Annotated in this window: 18 protein-coding genes and 1 other RNA gene; 11 read left to right on the forward strand and 8 right to left on the reverse strand. The window is 63.0% G+C overall.

The window, feature by feature from the left end; genetic code table 11:
- Window positions 1-98 precede the first annotated feature (98 nt).
- The 5 genes from ssrS to FJ424_RS21655 all read left to right on the forward strand — a co-directional run bounded on the left by ssrS (window position 99) and on the right by FJ424_RS21655 (window position 3,324).
- Window positions 99-254, forward strand: a non-coding RNA gene (gene ssrS, locus FJ424_RS21635) — 6S RNA.
- Between the two features lie 82 nt (window positions 255-336).
- Window positions 337-921 (forward strand): 5-formyltetrahydrofolate cyclo-ligase, encoded by a 585-nt coding sequence (locus FJ424_RS21640; protein WP_140654836.1) that lies wholly within the window; start codon window positions 337-339, stop codon window positions 919-921.
- A gap of 196 nt (window positions 922-1,117) precedes the next feature.
- Window positions 1,118-1,615 carry a DUF3592 domain-containing protein gene (locus FJ424_RS21645; protein WP_281405442.1) on the forward strand — a complete coding sequence of 166 codons (498 nt, stop codon included), beginning with the start codon at window positions 1,118-1,120 and terminating at the stop codon, window positions 1,613-1,615.
- 49 nt (window positions 1,616-1,664) lie between these two features.
- Window positions 1,665-2,489 (forward strand): YmdB family metallophosphoesterase, encoded by an 825-nt coding sequence (locus FJ424_RS21650; RefSeq protein ID WP_140646555.1) that lies wholly within the window; start codon window positions 1,665-1,667, stop codon window positions 2,487-2,489.
- A gap of 70 nt (window positions 2,490-2,559) precedes the next feature.
- Window positions 2,560-3,324 (forward strand): TerC family protein, encoded by a 765-nt coding sequence (locus FJ424_RS21655; protein ID WP_140654841.1) that lies wholly within the window; start codon window positions 2,560-2,562, stop codon window positions 3,322-3,324.
- Here FJ424_RS21655 and FJ424_RS21660 read toward each other — a convergent pair.
- Genes FJ424_RS21660 through FJ424_RS21670 form a run of 3 tightly spaced genes read right to left on the reverse strand, consistent with a single transcriptional unit; the run spans window position 3,321 to window position 4,720 of the window.
- Window positions 3,321-3,785, reverse strand: a complete 465-nt coding sequence (locus FJ424_RS21660; RefSeq protein ID WP_140654843.1) for an SRPBCC family protein — start codon at window positions 3,783-3,785, stop codon at window positions 3,321-3,323. The two genes, FJ424_RS21655 and FJ424_RS21660, sit on opposite strands and share 4 nt — an antisense overlap.
- Before the next feature lie 16 nt (window positions 3,786-3,801).
- The gene (locus FJ424_RS21665; RefSeq protein WP_140654846.1) at window positions 3,802-4,194 is read right to left on the reverse strand and encodes a VOC family protein; all 393 of its coding nucleotides are present in this window, start codon (window positions 4,192-4,194) and stop codon (window positions 3,802-3,804) included.
- Window positions 4,195-4,237: 43 nt separating this feature from the next.
- Window positions 4,238-4,720, reverse strand: a complete 483-nt coding sequence (locus tag FJ424_RS21670; RefSeq protein ID WP_140654849.1) for an SRPBCC domain-containing protein — start codon at window positions 4,718-4,720, stop codon at window positions 4,238-4,240.
- 51 nt (window positions 4,721-4,771) lie between these two features.
- Here FJ424_RS21670 and FJ424_RS21675 point away from each other — a divergent pair, with 51 nt between their 5' ends.
- The 3 genes from FJ424_RS21675 to FJ424_RS21685 all read left to right on the forward strand — a co-directional run bounded on the left by FJ424_RS21675 (window position 4,772) and on the right by FJ424_RS21685 (window position 6,369).
- Window positions 4,772-5,095 (forward strand): helix-turn-helix domain-containing protein, encoded by a 324-nt coding sequence (locus FJ424_RS21675; RefSeq protein WP_140654853.1) that lies wholly within the window; start codon window positions 4,772-4,774, stop codon window positions 5,093-5,095.
- Between the two features lie 204 nt (window positions 5,096-5,299).
- Complete coding sequence (locus FJ424_RS21680; RefSeq protein ID WP_140654856.1) at window positions 5,300-6,049, forward strand: YebC/PmpR family DNA-binding transcriptional regulator; 750 nt, start codon at window positions 5,300-5,302, stop codon at window positions 6,047-6,049.
- A gap of 11 nt (window positions 6,050-6,060) precedes the next feature.
- Window positions 6,061-6,369 carry a SelT/SelW/SelH family protein gene (locus FJ424_RS21685; RefSeq protein WP_140654859.1) on the forward strand — a complete coding sequence of 103 codons (309 nt, stop codon included), beginning with the start codon at window positions 6,061-6,063 and terminating at the stop codon, window positions 6,367-6,369.
- Between the two features lie 33 nt (window positions 6,370-6,402).
- Here the strand turns inward: FJ424_RS21685 and FJ424_RS21690 are convergent, their stop codons facing one another.
- The gene (locus FJ424_RS21690) at window positions 6,403-6,879 is read right to left on the reverse strand and encodes a DUF1772 domain-containing protein (RefSeq protein ID WP_140654862.1); all 477 of its coding nucleotides are present in this window, start codon (window positions 6,877-6,879) and stop codon (window positions 6,403-6,405) included.
- Between the two features lie 128 nt (window positions 6,880-7,007).
- Here FJ424_RS21690 and FJ424_RS21695 point away from each other — a divergent pair, with 128 nt between their 5' ends.
- A complete protein-coding gene (locus FJ424_RS21695; protein ID WP_140654865.1) occupies window positions 7,008-7,649 on the forward strand; it encodes a TetR/AcrR family transcriptional regulator in 642 nt (213 codons plus the stop codon).
- 324 nt (window positions 7,650-7,973) lie between these two features.
- Here the strand turns inward: FJ424_RS21695 and rpmE are convergent, their stop codons facing one another.
- On the reverse strand, window positions 7,974-8,195 hold the full coding sequence (gene rpmE, locus FJ424_RS21700; protein WP_027166741.1) for a 50S ribosomal protein L31: 222 nt from the start codon (window positions 8,193-8,195) through the stop codon (window positions 7,974-7,976).
- Window positions 8,196-8,401: 206 nt separating this feature from the next.
- Here rpmE and FJ424_RS21705 point away from each other — a divergent pair, with 206 nt between their 5' ends.
- Window positions 8,402-10,204 carry an ABC transporter transmembrane domain-containing protein gene (locus FJ424_RS21705; RefSeq protein WP_140654868.1) on the forward strand — a complete coding sequence of 601 codons (1,803 nt, stop codon included), beginning with the start codon at window positions 8,402-8,404 and terminating at the stop codon, window positions 10,202-10,204.
- Window positions 10,205-10,211: 7 nt separating this feature from the next.
- Here FJ424_RS21705 and FJ424_RS21710 read toward each other — a convergent pair whose 3' ends face one another.
- From FJ424_RS21710 to FJ424_RS21720, 3 genes are all read right to left on the reverse strand, one after another.
- Complete coding sequence (locus FJ424_RS21710) at window positions 10,212-10,643, reverse strand: type II toxin-antitoxin system VapC family toxin (protein WP_140654870.1); 432 nt, start codon at window positions 10,641-10,643, stop codon at window positions 10,212-10,214.
- The gene (locus tag FJ424_RS21715) at window positions 10,640-10,918 is read right to left on the reverse strand and encodes a hypothetical protein (RefSeq protein ID WP_140646566.1); all 279 of its coding nucleotides are present in this window, start codon (window positions 10,916-10,918) and stop codon (window positions 10,640-10,642) included. Before FJ424_RS21715 ends, FJ424_RS21710 begins: the two co-directional genes overlap by 4 nt.
- A gap of 98 nt (window positions 10,919-11,016) precedes the next feature.
- Entirely contained in the window at window positions 11,017-12,504 is a 1,488-nt protein-coding gene (locus FJ424_RS21720; protein WP_140654873.1) for a carboxypeptidase M32, read from the reverse strand.
- A 148-nt stretch (window positions 12,505-12,652) separates the two neighbouring features.
- On the opposite strand from FJ424_RS21720, the gene FJ424_RS21725 reads away from it, so the two are divergent.
- Complete coding sequence (locus tag FJ424_RS21725) at window positions 12,653-13,006, forward strand: DUF1304 domain-containing protein (protein ID WP_140654876.1); 354 nt, start codon at window positions 12,653-12,655, stop codon at window positions 13,004-13,006.
- Window positions 13,007-13,036 lie beyond the last annotated feature (30 nt).

Consider the following 13,036-nt stretch of genomic DNA (forward strand, 5'->3'; position numbering starts at 1 on the left):
GAAGAGCTCCCTATCAGGATGGTCTGCAAGACGAATTACGCGCGAATGGTTGCCCGTTTCACTGGCGCTCGGCTAACCATCGGCCTATATTTGTTTCCGGCGGTCTGCGCTTCCCGGCAGGAGAAACTTATCCCCGGGGCCTTATCGATCCTTAGGGAGCTGTCCCTGGGAAGACCCGTGGGTTTTCTCACACGGCGCCCACCTACTTTGTAGGCACCCGGGATCGACCTCTCCACCGGTTGTGTGGATCGTCACTCTCCCGTTTTCGGGAGACATGCGCTAGAAGACGTCGCTCCTGAAACGCCATCCAAATACCACCTTTTCTAGCGTCCGCGCATGAGTTCTTCAAAAGACCTGAAAAAACAGCTTCGCAAGGAAGCGCTGGCGCGACGCGATGCGCTAGACGAATTCTGGCGGGTGGAAATCGCGCTTGAAATGGCCGAGACCGCGAAGGAAAAAATCGACTTCGAGCCCGGCCGGGTCGTCTCCGGCTTCTGGCCGATGCGCTCGGAGGTCGATGTGCGGCCGCTGATGTTCGCGTTGCGCGAAAAGGGCGCCAGGCTCTGCCTGCCGGCAATTCTCGACAAGACCACGATCGTCTTCCGCGAACTGGTGCGCGGCGCGCCGATGGTCGAGATGGGGTTCGGCACCGTCGGGCCGCATGAAGAGGCGGAAGTGCTCGACCCCACGCTGATGCTGGTGCCGCTCGCCGCCTTTGACGCCCGCGGTCACCGCATAGGCTATGGCGCCGGCTATTACGACCGTGCCATCGCCAGGCTGGCCGACAAGGGCATCGTGCCCAGGCTGATCGGCATCGCCTTCGACTGCCAGGAAGTGCCGCTGGTGCCGAACGAAGACCACGACGTCATCATTCAGGAAATACTGACCGAGAGCGGGTTGCGCCGCTTCGATATCGCTTAAAGCGCGTCGCACTGAAACGAATTCAGGCGCGCTTTAGATTTTGTCGGTCGCCCCAAAAGCGCTGCGCTCTTTTTGGGCGACATGCATTGAACTGTCGCGACCTGCTTAACGCGTTCCCAACAAACGTCGGCTATATTCCTGAAAAATAGTCCAGCTCGACGGGGTCGTGGTGTTTATTCTTGCGCGCTATTTGCTGATGCCGTTCGCGTTGATCTCGGCGATACTATTTTTGATGGCATTGCACATCATAGGAACTGCCCTGCACCACCAGTCCGCCTGGCAGCGGACGGTCGCCACCGTAACGGATGTCAGTCCTTACAGCGAAATGCAGGCGAACGGCCTCAAAACGGACGGCATCAATGTCGCCTTGGCTTACGTCGCCAATGATGCGCCGATGACATGGTCCGGCAAGGGCAAGGACATCGGCCTCTACAAGGCAGCCAAGGGCGACCAGATGGAATTCTACTACGATCCCGCCGATCCAGCGAACCTTGGTACGGCCGCGATGAAGGGATGGCGCGGCGGGCTGCTGCTGCTTGCCGTCACCGGCGGGTTCGCCGCTTTCTATCTCTGGTTCTTCTGGTTGCGAGGACGGAACGCACCGCCGGCCTTGCCGATCCCCTCGGCTACCCGCGTCTCGGGCGCGAGCGCAACGCCGGCCGAACAGCAACGCGCCACTTTTGGACGGCGTTAGGACCTCGGTGCCGCTTGCCTAGCGTCCACAGCTCTGGATAGAAGTGGCTATGAGACTCCTCTTCCTCGGCGACATGGTTGGCAAGACGGGACGCACGGCGGTTTGGGAACAGCTGCCAGGGCTGATTTCCGACTTCAAGCTCGATTTCGTCATCGTCAATGGCGAGAACGCCGCCGGCGGCTTCGGCATAACCGAAGAAATCTTTCGCGAGACGCTCGCGGCGGGCGCGGATGTCGTCACCACCGGCAACCATGTCTGGGACCAGCGCGACGCGCTGATCTTCGCGCCGCGCGAGGAGCGCTTCCTGCGGCCTTCGAATTTCCCCAAGGGCACGCCGGGGCGCGGCTCGGGCGTCTACATCGCCCGCAATGGCGCGCGCGTGCTGGTCGCCAACATCATGGGCCGCGTCTTCATGCACCCGGAGCTCGACGACCCGTTCCAGGCCGGCGAGCGCGAGCTGGCCGCCTGTCCGCTTGGCGAGCAGGCCGATGCGGTCATCGTCGATTTCCACGCAGAGGCGACCTCGGAGAAAATGTGCTTCGCGCATTTCGTCGACGGCCGCGCCAGCCTCGTGGTCGGCACGCATACGCATCAGCCGACCGCCGACCATCAGATCCTCAATGGCGGCACCGCCTATATTTCGGACGCCGGCATGTGCGGCGATTACGATTCCTCGCTCGGCATGGACAAGGAAGAACCGCTCAACCGGTTTCTTTCCAAGGTGCCGAAGGGCCGTTTCGAGGCGGCATCCGGGCCTGCGACGCTCTGCGGCGTCGGCGTCGATATTTCCGACCGCACCGGGCTTGCCGAAAAAATCGCGCCGTTTCGCCGCGGGCCGCGGCTGGAAGAAACGGCGCCGTCCTTCTGGCCGTGACATTGATATAGGTGCGCAGAGTACCTAATTGCCGGCAACACTGCTCTAGATCGTAGAGGGGACGACCTTCATGCAGCTTCTCGAATTTCTGGCGCCGCACTTTCACTTTGTTTCCGATCCGACCGCATGGGTCGCGCTTTTGACCCTGGTGGTGCTCGAGGTCGTGCTCGGCATCGACAATCTGATCTTCATCTCGATCCTGACCAACAAGCTTCCGGAAGCGCAGCGCGCCCGCGCGCGCCGGCTCGGCATCTCGGCGGCGCTGATCATGCGCCTCGTCCTGCTCGCCACCATCTCGATCATCGTGCAGCTGACGACGCCGGTGTTCACAGCCTTCGGCCACGGCTTTTCCTGGCGCGACCTGATCCTGATCGCCGGCGGCCTGTTCCTGGTCTGGAAGGCGACCAAGGAGATCCATCACACGGTCGACCTGCAGGACCATCAGGATACGATGGTGGGCACGCTGCAGATGAGCCTTGCCGGCGCGATCTTCCAGATCCTGCTGCTCGACCTCGTCTTCTCGATCGATTCCATCATCACCGCCGTCGGCATGACCGACGAGATCGCCATCATGTATATCGCGGTGATCGTGGCGGTGAGCGTGATGATGCTGGCGGCGACGCCGCTCGCCAATTTCATCGCCAAGAACCCCTCTATCGTGATGCTGGCGCTGGGCTTCCTGTTGATGATCGGCATGACGCTGATCGCCGACGGCATGGGCTACCATGTGCCCAAGGGCTACATCTACGCCGCCATGGGTTTTTCAGCCCTGGTCGAGGGCCTCAACATGCTGGCACGGCATCGCAAGAAGCAGGGGTCGGGCGAGGGGCATTAGGCCGAAATGCCCTTCGGGTGACGGTCGCCGATCAGGCCGAGCGTCAGGCCCTGTTCCAGCCATGCCTTGGCGCCGGCGAGCACCAGAGAGAAGCCGCCGGTCGAGTCGATTGCCTGCTTGACCTGCTCGTCGGCGGAGCCGGCGAAGCCGAAATTGCGGACCTCGAGGAAGGTCGCCTCATCGGGCATTTTGGTGAAGGTCCAGACGACGGTGGTCGGCGGATCGCTCCATTGCATGACGATCTTCTCGTTGGGGACGATCTCGCTGACCTCGACCCTGGTCGAGACCCCGTACATGCGCCACTCCCACTCGACCGTCTTGCCTTCGTCCAGTCGGCCGCTCGAATGCGTGAACCAGAATTTCGTGGTGATCGCCGGATCGACAATCGCCTCGAAGACGTCGGCGACCGGCCGCCGGATCAGCATGGCGGTTTCGGCGGTGGGGGCGCGCTTCAATTCCACAGTACCCTCCTCGATGTCAGGGCAAGTTGATCTGCCAGGAGACGCCAAACCGGTCGTTGAGCCAGGCGAAACGCTGGCTGAAGCCGTAATTGCCTGGTGGCATCAGAAATCCACCATCCTTGGAAAGAACGCCGACGATCCGCTCCAGTTCCTGCCCGGAAGAACAGTCGACAAAGAAGGAGAAGGACGGCGTGAAAGTGAAGGCGTGATGGACGGGGCTGTTGTAGATCCTGACCTCGACGCCGCCGACCAAAGCGCGCGCCAGCTTGAGCGTTCCCTCCGCTCCATCCTCGCCCGAACCGTAGCGCGCGATGTCGAGGACACGGCTATCGGGAATGGTCCCGCAATAGAGGGTCATGGCCTCCTCGCCGTTTCCCTCGAACATCAGGAATGGTGTTGTTTTCGTCATCGGGGCGACCTCCTCCTGCTGGATATCGGGACGTGACGCAGGCTCAGATGTTGGTCTCGTTGGCCGGCTCGCCCTTCATCTCGCTGCGGTAGTAGCCGTCGCGCAGATTGATGCCGTATTCGAGATAGGCCTTCATGCAGGCGAGCATCTGCGACCAGCCCTCGCAGTTGAGGTAGGACTTCTTCAGGCCGACCTCGCCTTCGCGCCAGCCTTGCTCGGCGATGGTGACGAAGGTGCCGCCGTCCTCCAGCGGCTCGAAATTCATCTCGATGCGGGTCTTGTAGGCGGGTTTGCCGTCGGTATCGGTGGCGTCCCAGCGCAGCACGATGCGCTTGTCCTTCGTCACTTCGTCGACCTCCACCGGCACCATCTTCCACCAGGTGACGGTGGTGCCGGCGACAAGCGGAGCGGAGGCGCCGCCAATGGTGGTGAAATAACCGCTGAGCTTCGTCGGGTTGACGACGGCGTCGAAGACCTCGGCGACCGGTTTGCCGATGCGTCCGGAAATCCTGAATCCAAGCGACATATCCACAGCTCCTTCCTTGCTTGCCAAAACGATATGTTATAGAAACATAACATGTCAAGCGAAACCGTGGACGATCATGTTTTCAAGGCCTTGGCGCATTCGCGCCGGCGCGAATTGCTGGATCGGCTGAAGGACCAGCCGCAGACCACCGGCGCGCTATGCGGGGCTTTTCCGGACATGGACCGCTGCACGGTGATGATGCACCTGAAAGTCCTGGAGGAGGCCGACCTGATCGTTGCCAAGCGTGAGGGGCGCGAGCGCTGGAACCATCTCAATGCGCTGCCGATCAAGCGGATCCACGACCGCTGGATCAGCCAGTATGCCGGTCACGCCATCAGCATTCTCGACCGGTTGAAGTCCGATCTGGAGGGGTGAGCGGGCCGGTTCAACGTCGGAGTGACGGCGCGGCTGGACGAATTGAGCCGATTTATCTATAAGCCGGCCATTCCGACAAAGAGCGCCGCGTGCCTTCGCAGGCATGTCCGGGACGTTCTGAAAGATTGAATTCGAGCATTTTGCCGAAGACGAGGTGATGACACCCCGCTTCGAGATGCTCTAGCCGAACACGACAGGGGTGCCATGGCTGGCCATTCGCAGTTCAAGAACATCATGCACCGCAAGGGCCGCCAGGACGCGGTGCGGTCGAAAATGTTTTCCAAGCTGGCGCGTGAAATCACCGTCGCCGCCAAGAGCGGGACGCCCGATGTATCGATGAATCCGCGGCTTCGCCTCGCCGTGCAGAACGCCAAGGCGGTGTCGATGCCGAAGGACAACATCCAGCGCGCCATCAACAAGGCGTCGATGGGCGATGCCGAAAACTACGAGGCGGTGCGTTATGAAGGCTACGGTCCCGGCGGCGTCGCGCTGATCGTCGAGGCGCTGACCGACAACCGCAACCGCTCGGCCTCCAACGTGCGCGCCGCCTTCACCAAGGCTGGCGGAGCGCTCGGCGAAACCGGCTCGGTGTCGTTCATGTGGAACCGCGTCGGCGAGATCTACTATCCGGCCTCGGCCGGCAGCGCCGACAAGGTCATGGAAGCGGCGATCGAAGCCGGCGCGGATGACGTCGAGTCCGATGAGGAAGGCCACACCATCTATTGCGCCTTCGAAAACCTCGGCGACGTGTCCAAGGCGCTGGAAGCCTCGCTCGGCGAAGCGGAATCGGTCAAGCCGATCTGGCAGCCGCAGAACAACGTTCCGGTCGACGAAGAGCGGGCGCAGTCGCTGATGAAGCTGGTCGCCACCCTCGAGGACGACGACGACGTGCAGAGCGTCTACGCCAATTTCGAGGTCGACGACGAAACCATGGCCAAGCTCAGCGCGGCCTGAGGCAAGTCGCCATGAGCGAAAAGCCGTTTCCCACCATCCGCATCACCTACTGCACGCAGTGCCAGTGGCTGTTGCGGGCCGGCTGGATGGCGCAGGAGCTGCTCTCGACCTTCGGCACCGATCTCGGCGAGGTGACGCTGGTGCCGGGCACCGGCGGCATTTTCACCATTTCGTGCAACGACGTGCTTGTCTGGGAGCGCAAGCGCGACGGCGGTTTTCCGGATGCTGCAAAGCTCAAGCAGCTGGTCCGCGACGTCATCGACCCAGAGCGTGACCTCGGCCACGCCGATCGCAAGGATCATAAAAAAGACTCCGCCTGAGCCGCAGCCTTTTGCATTCGCGGGTTGCCGTCTTCAGGTCAATGCCATGATGAAGCAGGCCATTGCCGCGATGGCGGTGATGGTGCGGACGTGATTCCACATCACCCACTCATTCAGATGGTTCGTCCACACGGCGGCGCCGTTGGCGCTCGCAGGATCGACGGCGGCGAGTGCGTCGTTGAGCGGCACGTTGAAGATCATGGTCACGATCGGATTGCCCACGAAATAGAGCACCGCGCCGGCAAGCAGCCAGTACGAGCCCGACTGGCTCCAGCCGAAGAAAACGCCGGCAATCAGCATCAGGCAGATGAGGCCGGTGCCGAACAGCGCCGTCATGAAGGTCGGGGTGATCACCGTGATGTTGATCGAATTCATCGCGGCGATGCCGCTCGGGACGGGCAGTCGGGCAAGGGCCGCCATGACGAAATTCGAGAAGGCAAAGAAGACGCCGCCGACGACGCCCGAGCCGATCGCGGCGATGAAGGTGAGAGTGGGAAGAAGTTTCATCATCTCAGTTGCTCCAGATGCCGGGTTTTGCTCGATCCAAAAATGCGAGTAATCCTCACATTTGCAAAACGTGATAAACCCTCGTATTTTGGGAGTCAAGCCAGTTTTCGAGAAATCGCCCGGACAGAGCCATGGATGAAAAAGTTACCGCCAAGCCGGACCAGGCGGCCATTGCTTCGCCGCGCCGGTCGCCTACGCAGCAGCGCAGCCGCGAGCGGGTCGAGCGCATGCTCGCGGCCGCCTCGGCGCTGATTGCCGAGCAAGGCAGCGATGCCATGCGCATGGGCGAGGTGGCGGAAAGGGCTGGGGTGTCGATCGGCTCGCTCTACCAGTTCTTCCCGGACAAGCGGGCGATCGTCTGGGCGCTTGCCGAGCGCTACACCGCCGAAAGCCAGGCCTGCATTGCGACGGCGCTCAAGGATGTCCGCGATGCCGAGGGAATGAAACGGGCGTTTTCGGAGCTGGTGGACATTTACTATCAGTTGCTCCTGGCCGAGCCGGTGATGCGCGACATCTGGTCGGGTACGCAGGCCGACAAGGCGTTGCGCGAACTGGAACTCGCCGACAGCCGGGCCAATGCCGAATTTTTGGTCGCGGTGCTGAAGCGGCTGCGCCCCCATGCCGATCCAGTGGAACTGGAAACGACGGCGTTCCTCGTCTGGCAGATGGGCGAGGCCGCGGTGCGGCTGGCGATCTCCGTCGAGCGGGACGAGGGCGACAGGCTTGTCGCGGCCTACAAGCGCATGGCGCTTAGGGAGTTTGTGGGGGAGTAGGTACAACCCAGGCGCTTTCCCACAGCGTCGGCGATTGGCGAAATCGCCGGCGAGAGCGCCCCTCTCCCCGTCACTATACGGGGAGAGGATGCCGGCAGGCAGGTGAGGGGCGGCGCCGACCTATGACATTGGCATCGTCGAAAAAGCGCACTGTCATCGAATTCTGAATTTCTCGCACCTTGGCCGGCCAATCGCCGAGGCTGGCGCTGCCCCTCATCCGCCCTTCGGGCACCTTCTCCCCGTAGAACGGGGAGAAGGAAGAAATGCGGCCAACAAAAAACCCGCCTCGAAGGCGGGTTTTCAAAGTCTGCCGATGTATCCGGCTTAGAGGCCGAAGCCTTCGAAACGCTTCTTGAACTTCGACAGGCGGCCGCCGCGGTCGAGCAGGGTCTGCTGGCCGCCGGTCCAGGCCGGGTGCGTGGTCGGGTCGATGTCGAGGTTCATCGTGTCGCCTTCCTTGCCCCAGGTCGAACGGGTCTGGTATTCGGTGCCATCGGTCATGACGACCTTGATGGTGTGGTAGTCGGGATGAATATCGGCCTTCATTGTCGTGTTTCCTGGCTGCCGGCGCTGCTGACGGGCCTAAAGGCCTGCGTCGATGCGCCCCTTTTTAAAACTCGAAGCCGCAGCTAATGAAAAGCCACGGCTTCTAAAACGGTCGGCGAGCCTATACATCAGCCGGAATTGAATCACAAGGCCGCGGCGAGCGCATATTGAAGCGCGGTGCCGGCAAGCGGCCAGAGGAAACGCTCATGGCGGAAATCGGTGGCAGCGCAAGCGAGCGCAGACGCTCGGTCCGGCCGCTCCGCAGCCTTTTTCCCTATATCACCCGCTATAGGAAGCTCGCCATCGGCGCCATCGTCTCGCTGATCGTGGCGGCGGTAACGACGCTGGCCTTGCCGATGGCTGTGCGGCGCATGATCGACCACGGTTTCCAGGCCGCGGGCTCCACCTTCATCGCGGAGTATTTCGCGGCACTGGTTCTGATGGCCGCGCTGCTCGCGGCCGCCTCGGCCAGCCGCTACTATTTCGTCATCACGCTCGGCGAGCGGGTCGTCGCCGATATCCGCCGCGACGTTTTCTCCCATGTCACGACGCTGTCGCCGGCGTTTTTCGATCGTTCGCATTCGGGCGAGATCGTGTCGCGGCTTGCCGCCGACACCACGCAGGTGAAGTCGGCGGTCGGCGCCACCGCCTCGGTCGCGCTGCGCAACGTCATCCTCGGCCTCGGCGCGGTGGCGATGATGGTCGTCACCAGCCCGAAACTCTCCGGCCTGGTGATCGCGGCCATTCCGGTGATCGTGCTGCCGCTCGTCGCCTTCGGCCGCTCGGTGCGCCGCAAGTCCCGGCAAGCGCAGGACACGCTCGCCGAGGCCACCGCCTATGCCAGCGAGCAGATCGGCGCCGTGCGCACGCTGCAGGCCTTCACCAACGAGAAGCTGGTGACCGGCCGCTTCGCTGGCGCCGTCGACGCTGCCTTCGAGGCGGCGCGGGCCTCGGTGTTCGCACGCTCGTTCCTGACCTTCTTTGCCATCTTCATGATCTTTTCCTCGGTGGTCGCGGTGCTGTGGTTCGGCTCGCGCGACGTGCTTGCCGGCACGCTGTCGGCCGGCAGGCTCGGCCAGTTCCTGCTCTATTCGGTGTTTGCCGCCGGCGCGCTCGGCGCGTTGTCGGAGGTGTGGAGCGAGCTGTCGCAGGCGGCGGGCGCCGCAGAGCGACTGACCGAGATCCTGGCCGAGACGCCGGCGATCCAGCGGCCTGCCGACCCCGTTCCGTTGCCGGCTACGGCCAAGGGCGCGATCAGCTTCGACGACGTCTCCTTCTCTTATCCGGCGCGGCCGGACCGTGCCGCCGTGCATGGCCTGAGCTTCCAGGTGAAGCCCGGCGAGACGGTGGCGATCGTCGGGCCTTCGGGCGCCGGAAAAAGCACCGTCTTCTCGCTGATCCTGCGCTTCTACGATCCCGAGAGCGGCCGCGTCGTCCTCGACGGCGTCGACGTGCGCGAGGCCGATCCGGCGGCTGTCCGGCAGAGGATCGCGATCGTGCCGCAGGACGTCACCATCTTCGCCGCCAGCGTGCGCGACAATATCGGCTTCGGCAGGCAGGGCGCCAGCGACGCCGAGATCGAGGCCGCGGCGAAGGCGGCGCTTGCCGACGAATTCATCGCCAGGCTCGACAAGGGCTATGACAGCCAGGTCGGCGAGCGCGGCGTGACGCTGTCCGGCGGGCAGCGCCAGCGCATCGCGATCGCCCGCGCCATCCTGCGCGACGCGCCGATCCTTCTGCTCGACGAAGCGACCTCGGCGCTTGACGCCGAGAGCGAGACGCTGGTGCAAAGGGCGCTGGAGCGGCTGATGCGCGGCCGCACCACCATCGTCATCGCGCACCGGCTGGCGACGGTGCTCAAGGCCGCCCGAATCCTGGTCATGGATGGCGGGCGCATCGTCGAGGAAGGCACGCATCAGAGCCTGGTCGCCAAGGGCGGCACCTATGCGCGGCTCGCCAAGCTGCAGTTCGAGACCGGAGCCAGCGCCTTCAGAGGCGCGGCGGAGTAGAGCAATCTTAGGGCGCTCGCCAATCGGCGAGAAGCACAATGCTGCCTAAATGTTTCGTTTTGGCAAAATGGCGCTGGTCGGCTGTCACCAATGTTGCGGCGCGATTGATTGCCATGGCGTGGTAAACGCAGTCGTTGAGCGTTGGATAGCCGCCGGCAGGGCTCAGCTGCGTCGCGATTTCCTGCGTTTTGGCCAGCTCGCCCATGTCCGGTTCCAGAAGCTGGAAACCGCCTTCCCGCAGCCCGGCGATCAGCGTTGCGACCATAACGAAGGATTGCTCATAGTGAAGCGCGGCAGATAGTGACTCGTAAAGTAAGATGCTGGGGGCGGCCATGGCGCGACCGTCTGCGATGTTTTTCGCGAACAGGTTTCGCGCCTGTTCGCTACCATCCTCGTCCCGAAAGAGTTTGATGAAAATCGACGCGTCGACAATAATCACTTTTTCCGGCCTTCGAGGATGTCCTCTGGTCGGCCGTCCATCTCCTGGCGAATTCTACGCAGCACGTCGGTCGAGCTTTCGCCGCCTGTCGAGCCCGGTTTCAATTCCCGGATCATCTTTAAAGCGCGCTCCTTTGCGGCATCTTTCAATGCCTTTGCGATTGCCTCCTCGACGAAACGGGATCGCTTGTTTTTCGGAACTTGGTTCTCGAGCGTCTCCTTGACCGCGCTGTCGATAGAAAACGTAGCGCGTTCCTTAGGACCTGAAGCGTTCATCTGCGCACCTCGTGGTCATAAGATATAGCAGCACGAAATCGTACGCAAATGGGCGATGAGCTCATTCTAGTTCTCTGACGTGGTAACGACCCGCCGACTTATGCAGTTCCGTAGCGTTTGCGCAGGTGCTCGGTGAAATAAGCGGCGTTGAGCTTCTCGCCGGTGGCGCGCTCGAGCAGGTCCGGCGTCGACCAGCGCGAGCCCTGCGACCAGATCTTTGCGCGACGCCACTCGTTGACGGCGCTGAAATCGCCCTTGGCGAGGTCCTCGTCGGCGGACGGATGCTCCCTGGTCAGGGCCGCCGATTGCTGCGCCGCCATCATGGCGCCTAGCGTGTAGGAGGGGAAATAACCGAAGGCGGCGCCCGGCCAATGCACGTCCTGCATCGGTCCGTCGGCCGGATTGTCGATGGTCGAGAGGCCGAGATAGTCGCGCATCTTGGCGTCCCAGGCCTCCGGCAGGTCGGCGACCTCCAGCCGGCCGGACACGAGTTCCTGCTCGAGCTCGTAGCGCAGGATGACATGCAGCGGATAGGTGACCTCGTCGGCATCGACGCGGATCAGGCCGCGCTCGACATGGTGGACATGCGGCAGGATGTCGTCGAGCGACCAGGCTTCGCCGAGGTGTTTTACGACCACCGGCAACGCCCAGCGCCAGAATGCCGGGTTGCGGCCGATCTGCTTTTCGACGAACAGGCTCTGGCTCTCATGCACGGCCATGCCGCGCGCCTTGCCGAGCGACCAATGCGACCAGGCTTTCGGTAGGTTCTGCTCGTAAAGCGCGTGGCCGGTCTCGTGCAGCACGCCCATCAGCGCCGACAGGAAGTCGGAGGTCTTGTAGCGCGTGGTGATGCGCACGTCGGTCGGCACGCCGCCGCAGAAGGGATGGTGCGACACCGACAGCGAGCCATGGGTGAGGTCGAAGCCGACGGCCGCCATCATGGCAAGGCCGAGCTCGCGCTGGCGGTCGACGGCATAGGTGCCCGACAGCGGCTTCAACGGATGTTTTGCCAGCCGCGCTTCCTGCATGGCCAGCGCACGCGGCAGGAAATCCTTGAGAAAGGCCTTCAGCTCGGCAAACACCGGCGTGATGTCGGCGGCGCGGTTGCCGGGATCATACTGCTCCATCAGCGCATCATAGGGGGCGAGGCCGAGGGCGTCGGCGCGCAGCGCCGCTTCCTCGCGCACCAGGGCCACGACGCCTTCCAGAGCCGGCAGGAAGCCGGCCCAATCGTTCTTGGCGCGCAGGTCGCGCCAGAGCTGTTCGGAACGCATGCGCGCCACCGTCTGGCGCTCGACGAATTCGACAGGCAGGCAGGTGAGGTTGGTGTATTGGCGGCGTAACTCCCTGACCGCGGCCTGCTGCTCTTCGCTCAGCGGCTCGGCTTCGGCGGCCGCGATCCAGTCACCGATCTCCGGCGCGGTCGCCTGGGCGTGCAGCATACCGGCAAGCGAGGACATCGCCTCGGCGCGCTTCTCGCCGCCGCCGACCGCCATATGCGTCGCCTCGTCGGCGCCGAGGATGGCTAAAGCATGCTCCAGCGCTTCGAGCTTGTGGCCGAGTTGGTCGAGTTTCTGGAAGGACATGGCGGGTTCCGGCTGCAAATGGGCTGGCGCGAAAAAGATACCAAGGCGCGAAGCTTGGCAACCCTGCTCGGCGAGGCCGGGGTCGACCTATCTTGCGCGGCGGCGTCGACGTGTGGTCAATGCTTGTCCAAACGAGCGGAGGGGAGCAATGATCGGCAATATCCTGGTCGGGCTGGTGGCGCTGATCCACTGCTATATCGTCTACCTTGAGATGATGTTGTGGGACACGCCGCGCGGCCACAAGGCGTTCAGGCTGACGCCGGAATTCGCCAGCGCCTCGAAAGTGCTCGCCGCAAATCAGGGGCTCTATAACGGCTTTCTCGCCGCCGGCCTGATCTGGGGGCTCTATCTCGGCGCCGGCGGATTCCAGATCAAGATGTTCTTCCTGCTTTGCGTCACTATTGCGGGCCTCTACGGCGCGGCGACGGTCGGCCGCAAGACACTCTTCATCCAGACTGTGCCGGCGGTGCTCGCCATCATCGCGCTTTGGCTCGGCGTGTAATCGAAGCAGGACGCGATCCAAAAAGGACGC

The sequence above is a fragment of the Mesorhizobium sp. B3-1-8 genome, assembly GCF_006439495.1.
In the GTDB taxonomy this organism is placed as follows: Bacteria; Pseudomonadota; Alphaproteobacteria; order Rhizobiales; family Rhizobiaceae; genus Mesorhizobium.

Excerpts from the sequence above, each read along its gene's own strand:
- FJ424_RS21665 (WP_140654846.1), bottom strand. The coding sequence starts at position 4,194 with ATGACGAAAACAACACCATTCCTGATGTTCGAGGGAAACGGCGAGGAG.
- FJ424_RS21675 (WP_140654853.1), top strand. The coding sequence starts at position 4,772 with ATGTCAAGCGAAACCGTGGACGATCATGTTTTCAAGGCCTTGGCGCAT.
- FJ424_RS21695 (WP_140654865.1), top strand. The coding sequence starts at position 7,008 with ATGGATGAAAAAGTTACCGCCAAGCCGGACCAGGCGGCCATTGCTTCG.
- FJ424_RS21670 (WP_140654849.1), bottom strand. The coding sequence starts at position 4,720 with ATGTCGCTTGGATTCAGGATTTCCGGACGCATCGGCAAACCGGTCGCC.
- FJ424_RS21685 (WP_140654859.1), top strand. The coding sequence starts at position 6,061 with ATGAGCGAAAAGCCGTTTCCCACCATCCGCATCACCTACTGCACGCAG.
- FJ424_RS21720 (WP_140654873.1), bottom strand. The coding sequence starts at position 12,504 with ATGTCCTTCCAGAAACTCGACCAACTCGGCCACAAGCTCGAAGCGCTG.
- rpmE (WP_027166741.1), bottom strand. The coding sequence starts at position 8,195 with ATGAAGGCCGATATTCATCCCGACTACCACACCATCAAGGTCGTCATG.
- FJ424_RS21715 (WP_140646566.1), bottom strand. The coding sequence starts at position 10,918 with ATGAACGCTTCAGGTCCTAAGGAACGCGCTACGTTTTCTATCGACAGC.
- FJ424_RS21725 (WP_140654876.1), top strand. The coding sequence starts at position 12,653 with ATGATCGGCAATATCCTGGTCGGGCTGGTGGCGCTGATCCACTGCTAT.
- FJ424_RS21680 (WP_140654856.1), top strand. The coding sequence starts at position 5,300 with ATGGCTGGCCATTCGCAGTTCAAGAACATCATGCACCGCAAGGGCCGC.
- FJ424_RS21645 (WP_281405442.1), top strand. The coding sequence starts at position 1,118 with ATGCCGTTCGCGTTGATCTCGGCGATACTATTTTTGATGGCATTGCAC.
- FJ424_RS21640 (WP_140654836.1), top strand. The coding sequence starts at position 337 with ATGAGTTCTTCAAAAGACCTGAAAAAACAGCTTCGCAAGGAAGCGCTG.
- FJ424_RS21705 (WP_140654868.1), top strand. The coding sequence starts at position 8,402 with ATGGCGGAAATCGGTGGCAGCGCAAGCGAGCGCAGACGCTCGGTCCGG.
- FJ424_RS21655 (WP_140654841.1), top strand. The coding sequence starts at position 2,560 with ATGCAGCTTCTCGAATTTCTGGCGCCGCACTTTCACTTTGTTTCCGAT.
- FJ424_RS21690 (WP_140654862.1), bottom strand. The coding sequence starts at position 6,879 with ATGATGAAACTTCTTCCCACTCTCACCTTCATCGCCGCGATCGGCTCG.
- FJ424_RS21650 (WP_140646555.1), top strand. The coding sequence starts at position 1,665 with ATGAGACTCCTCTTCCTCGGCGACATGGTTGGCAAGACGGGACGCACG.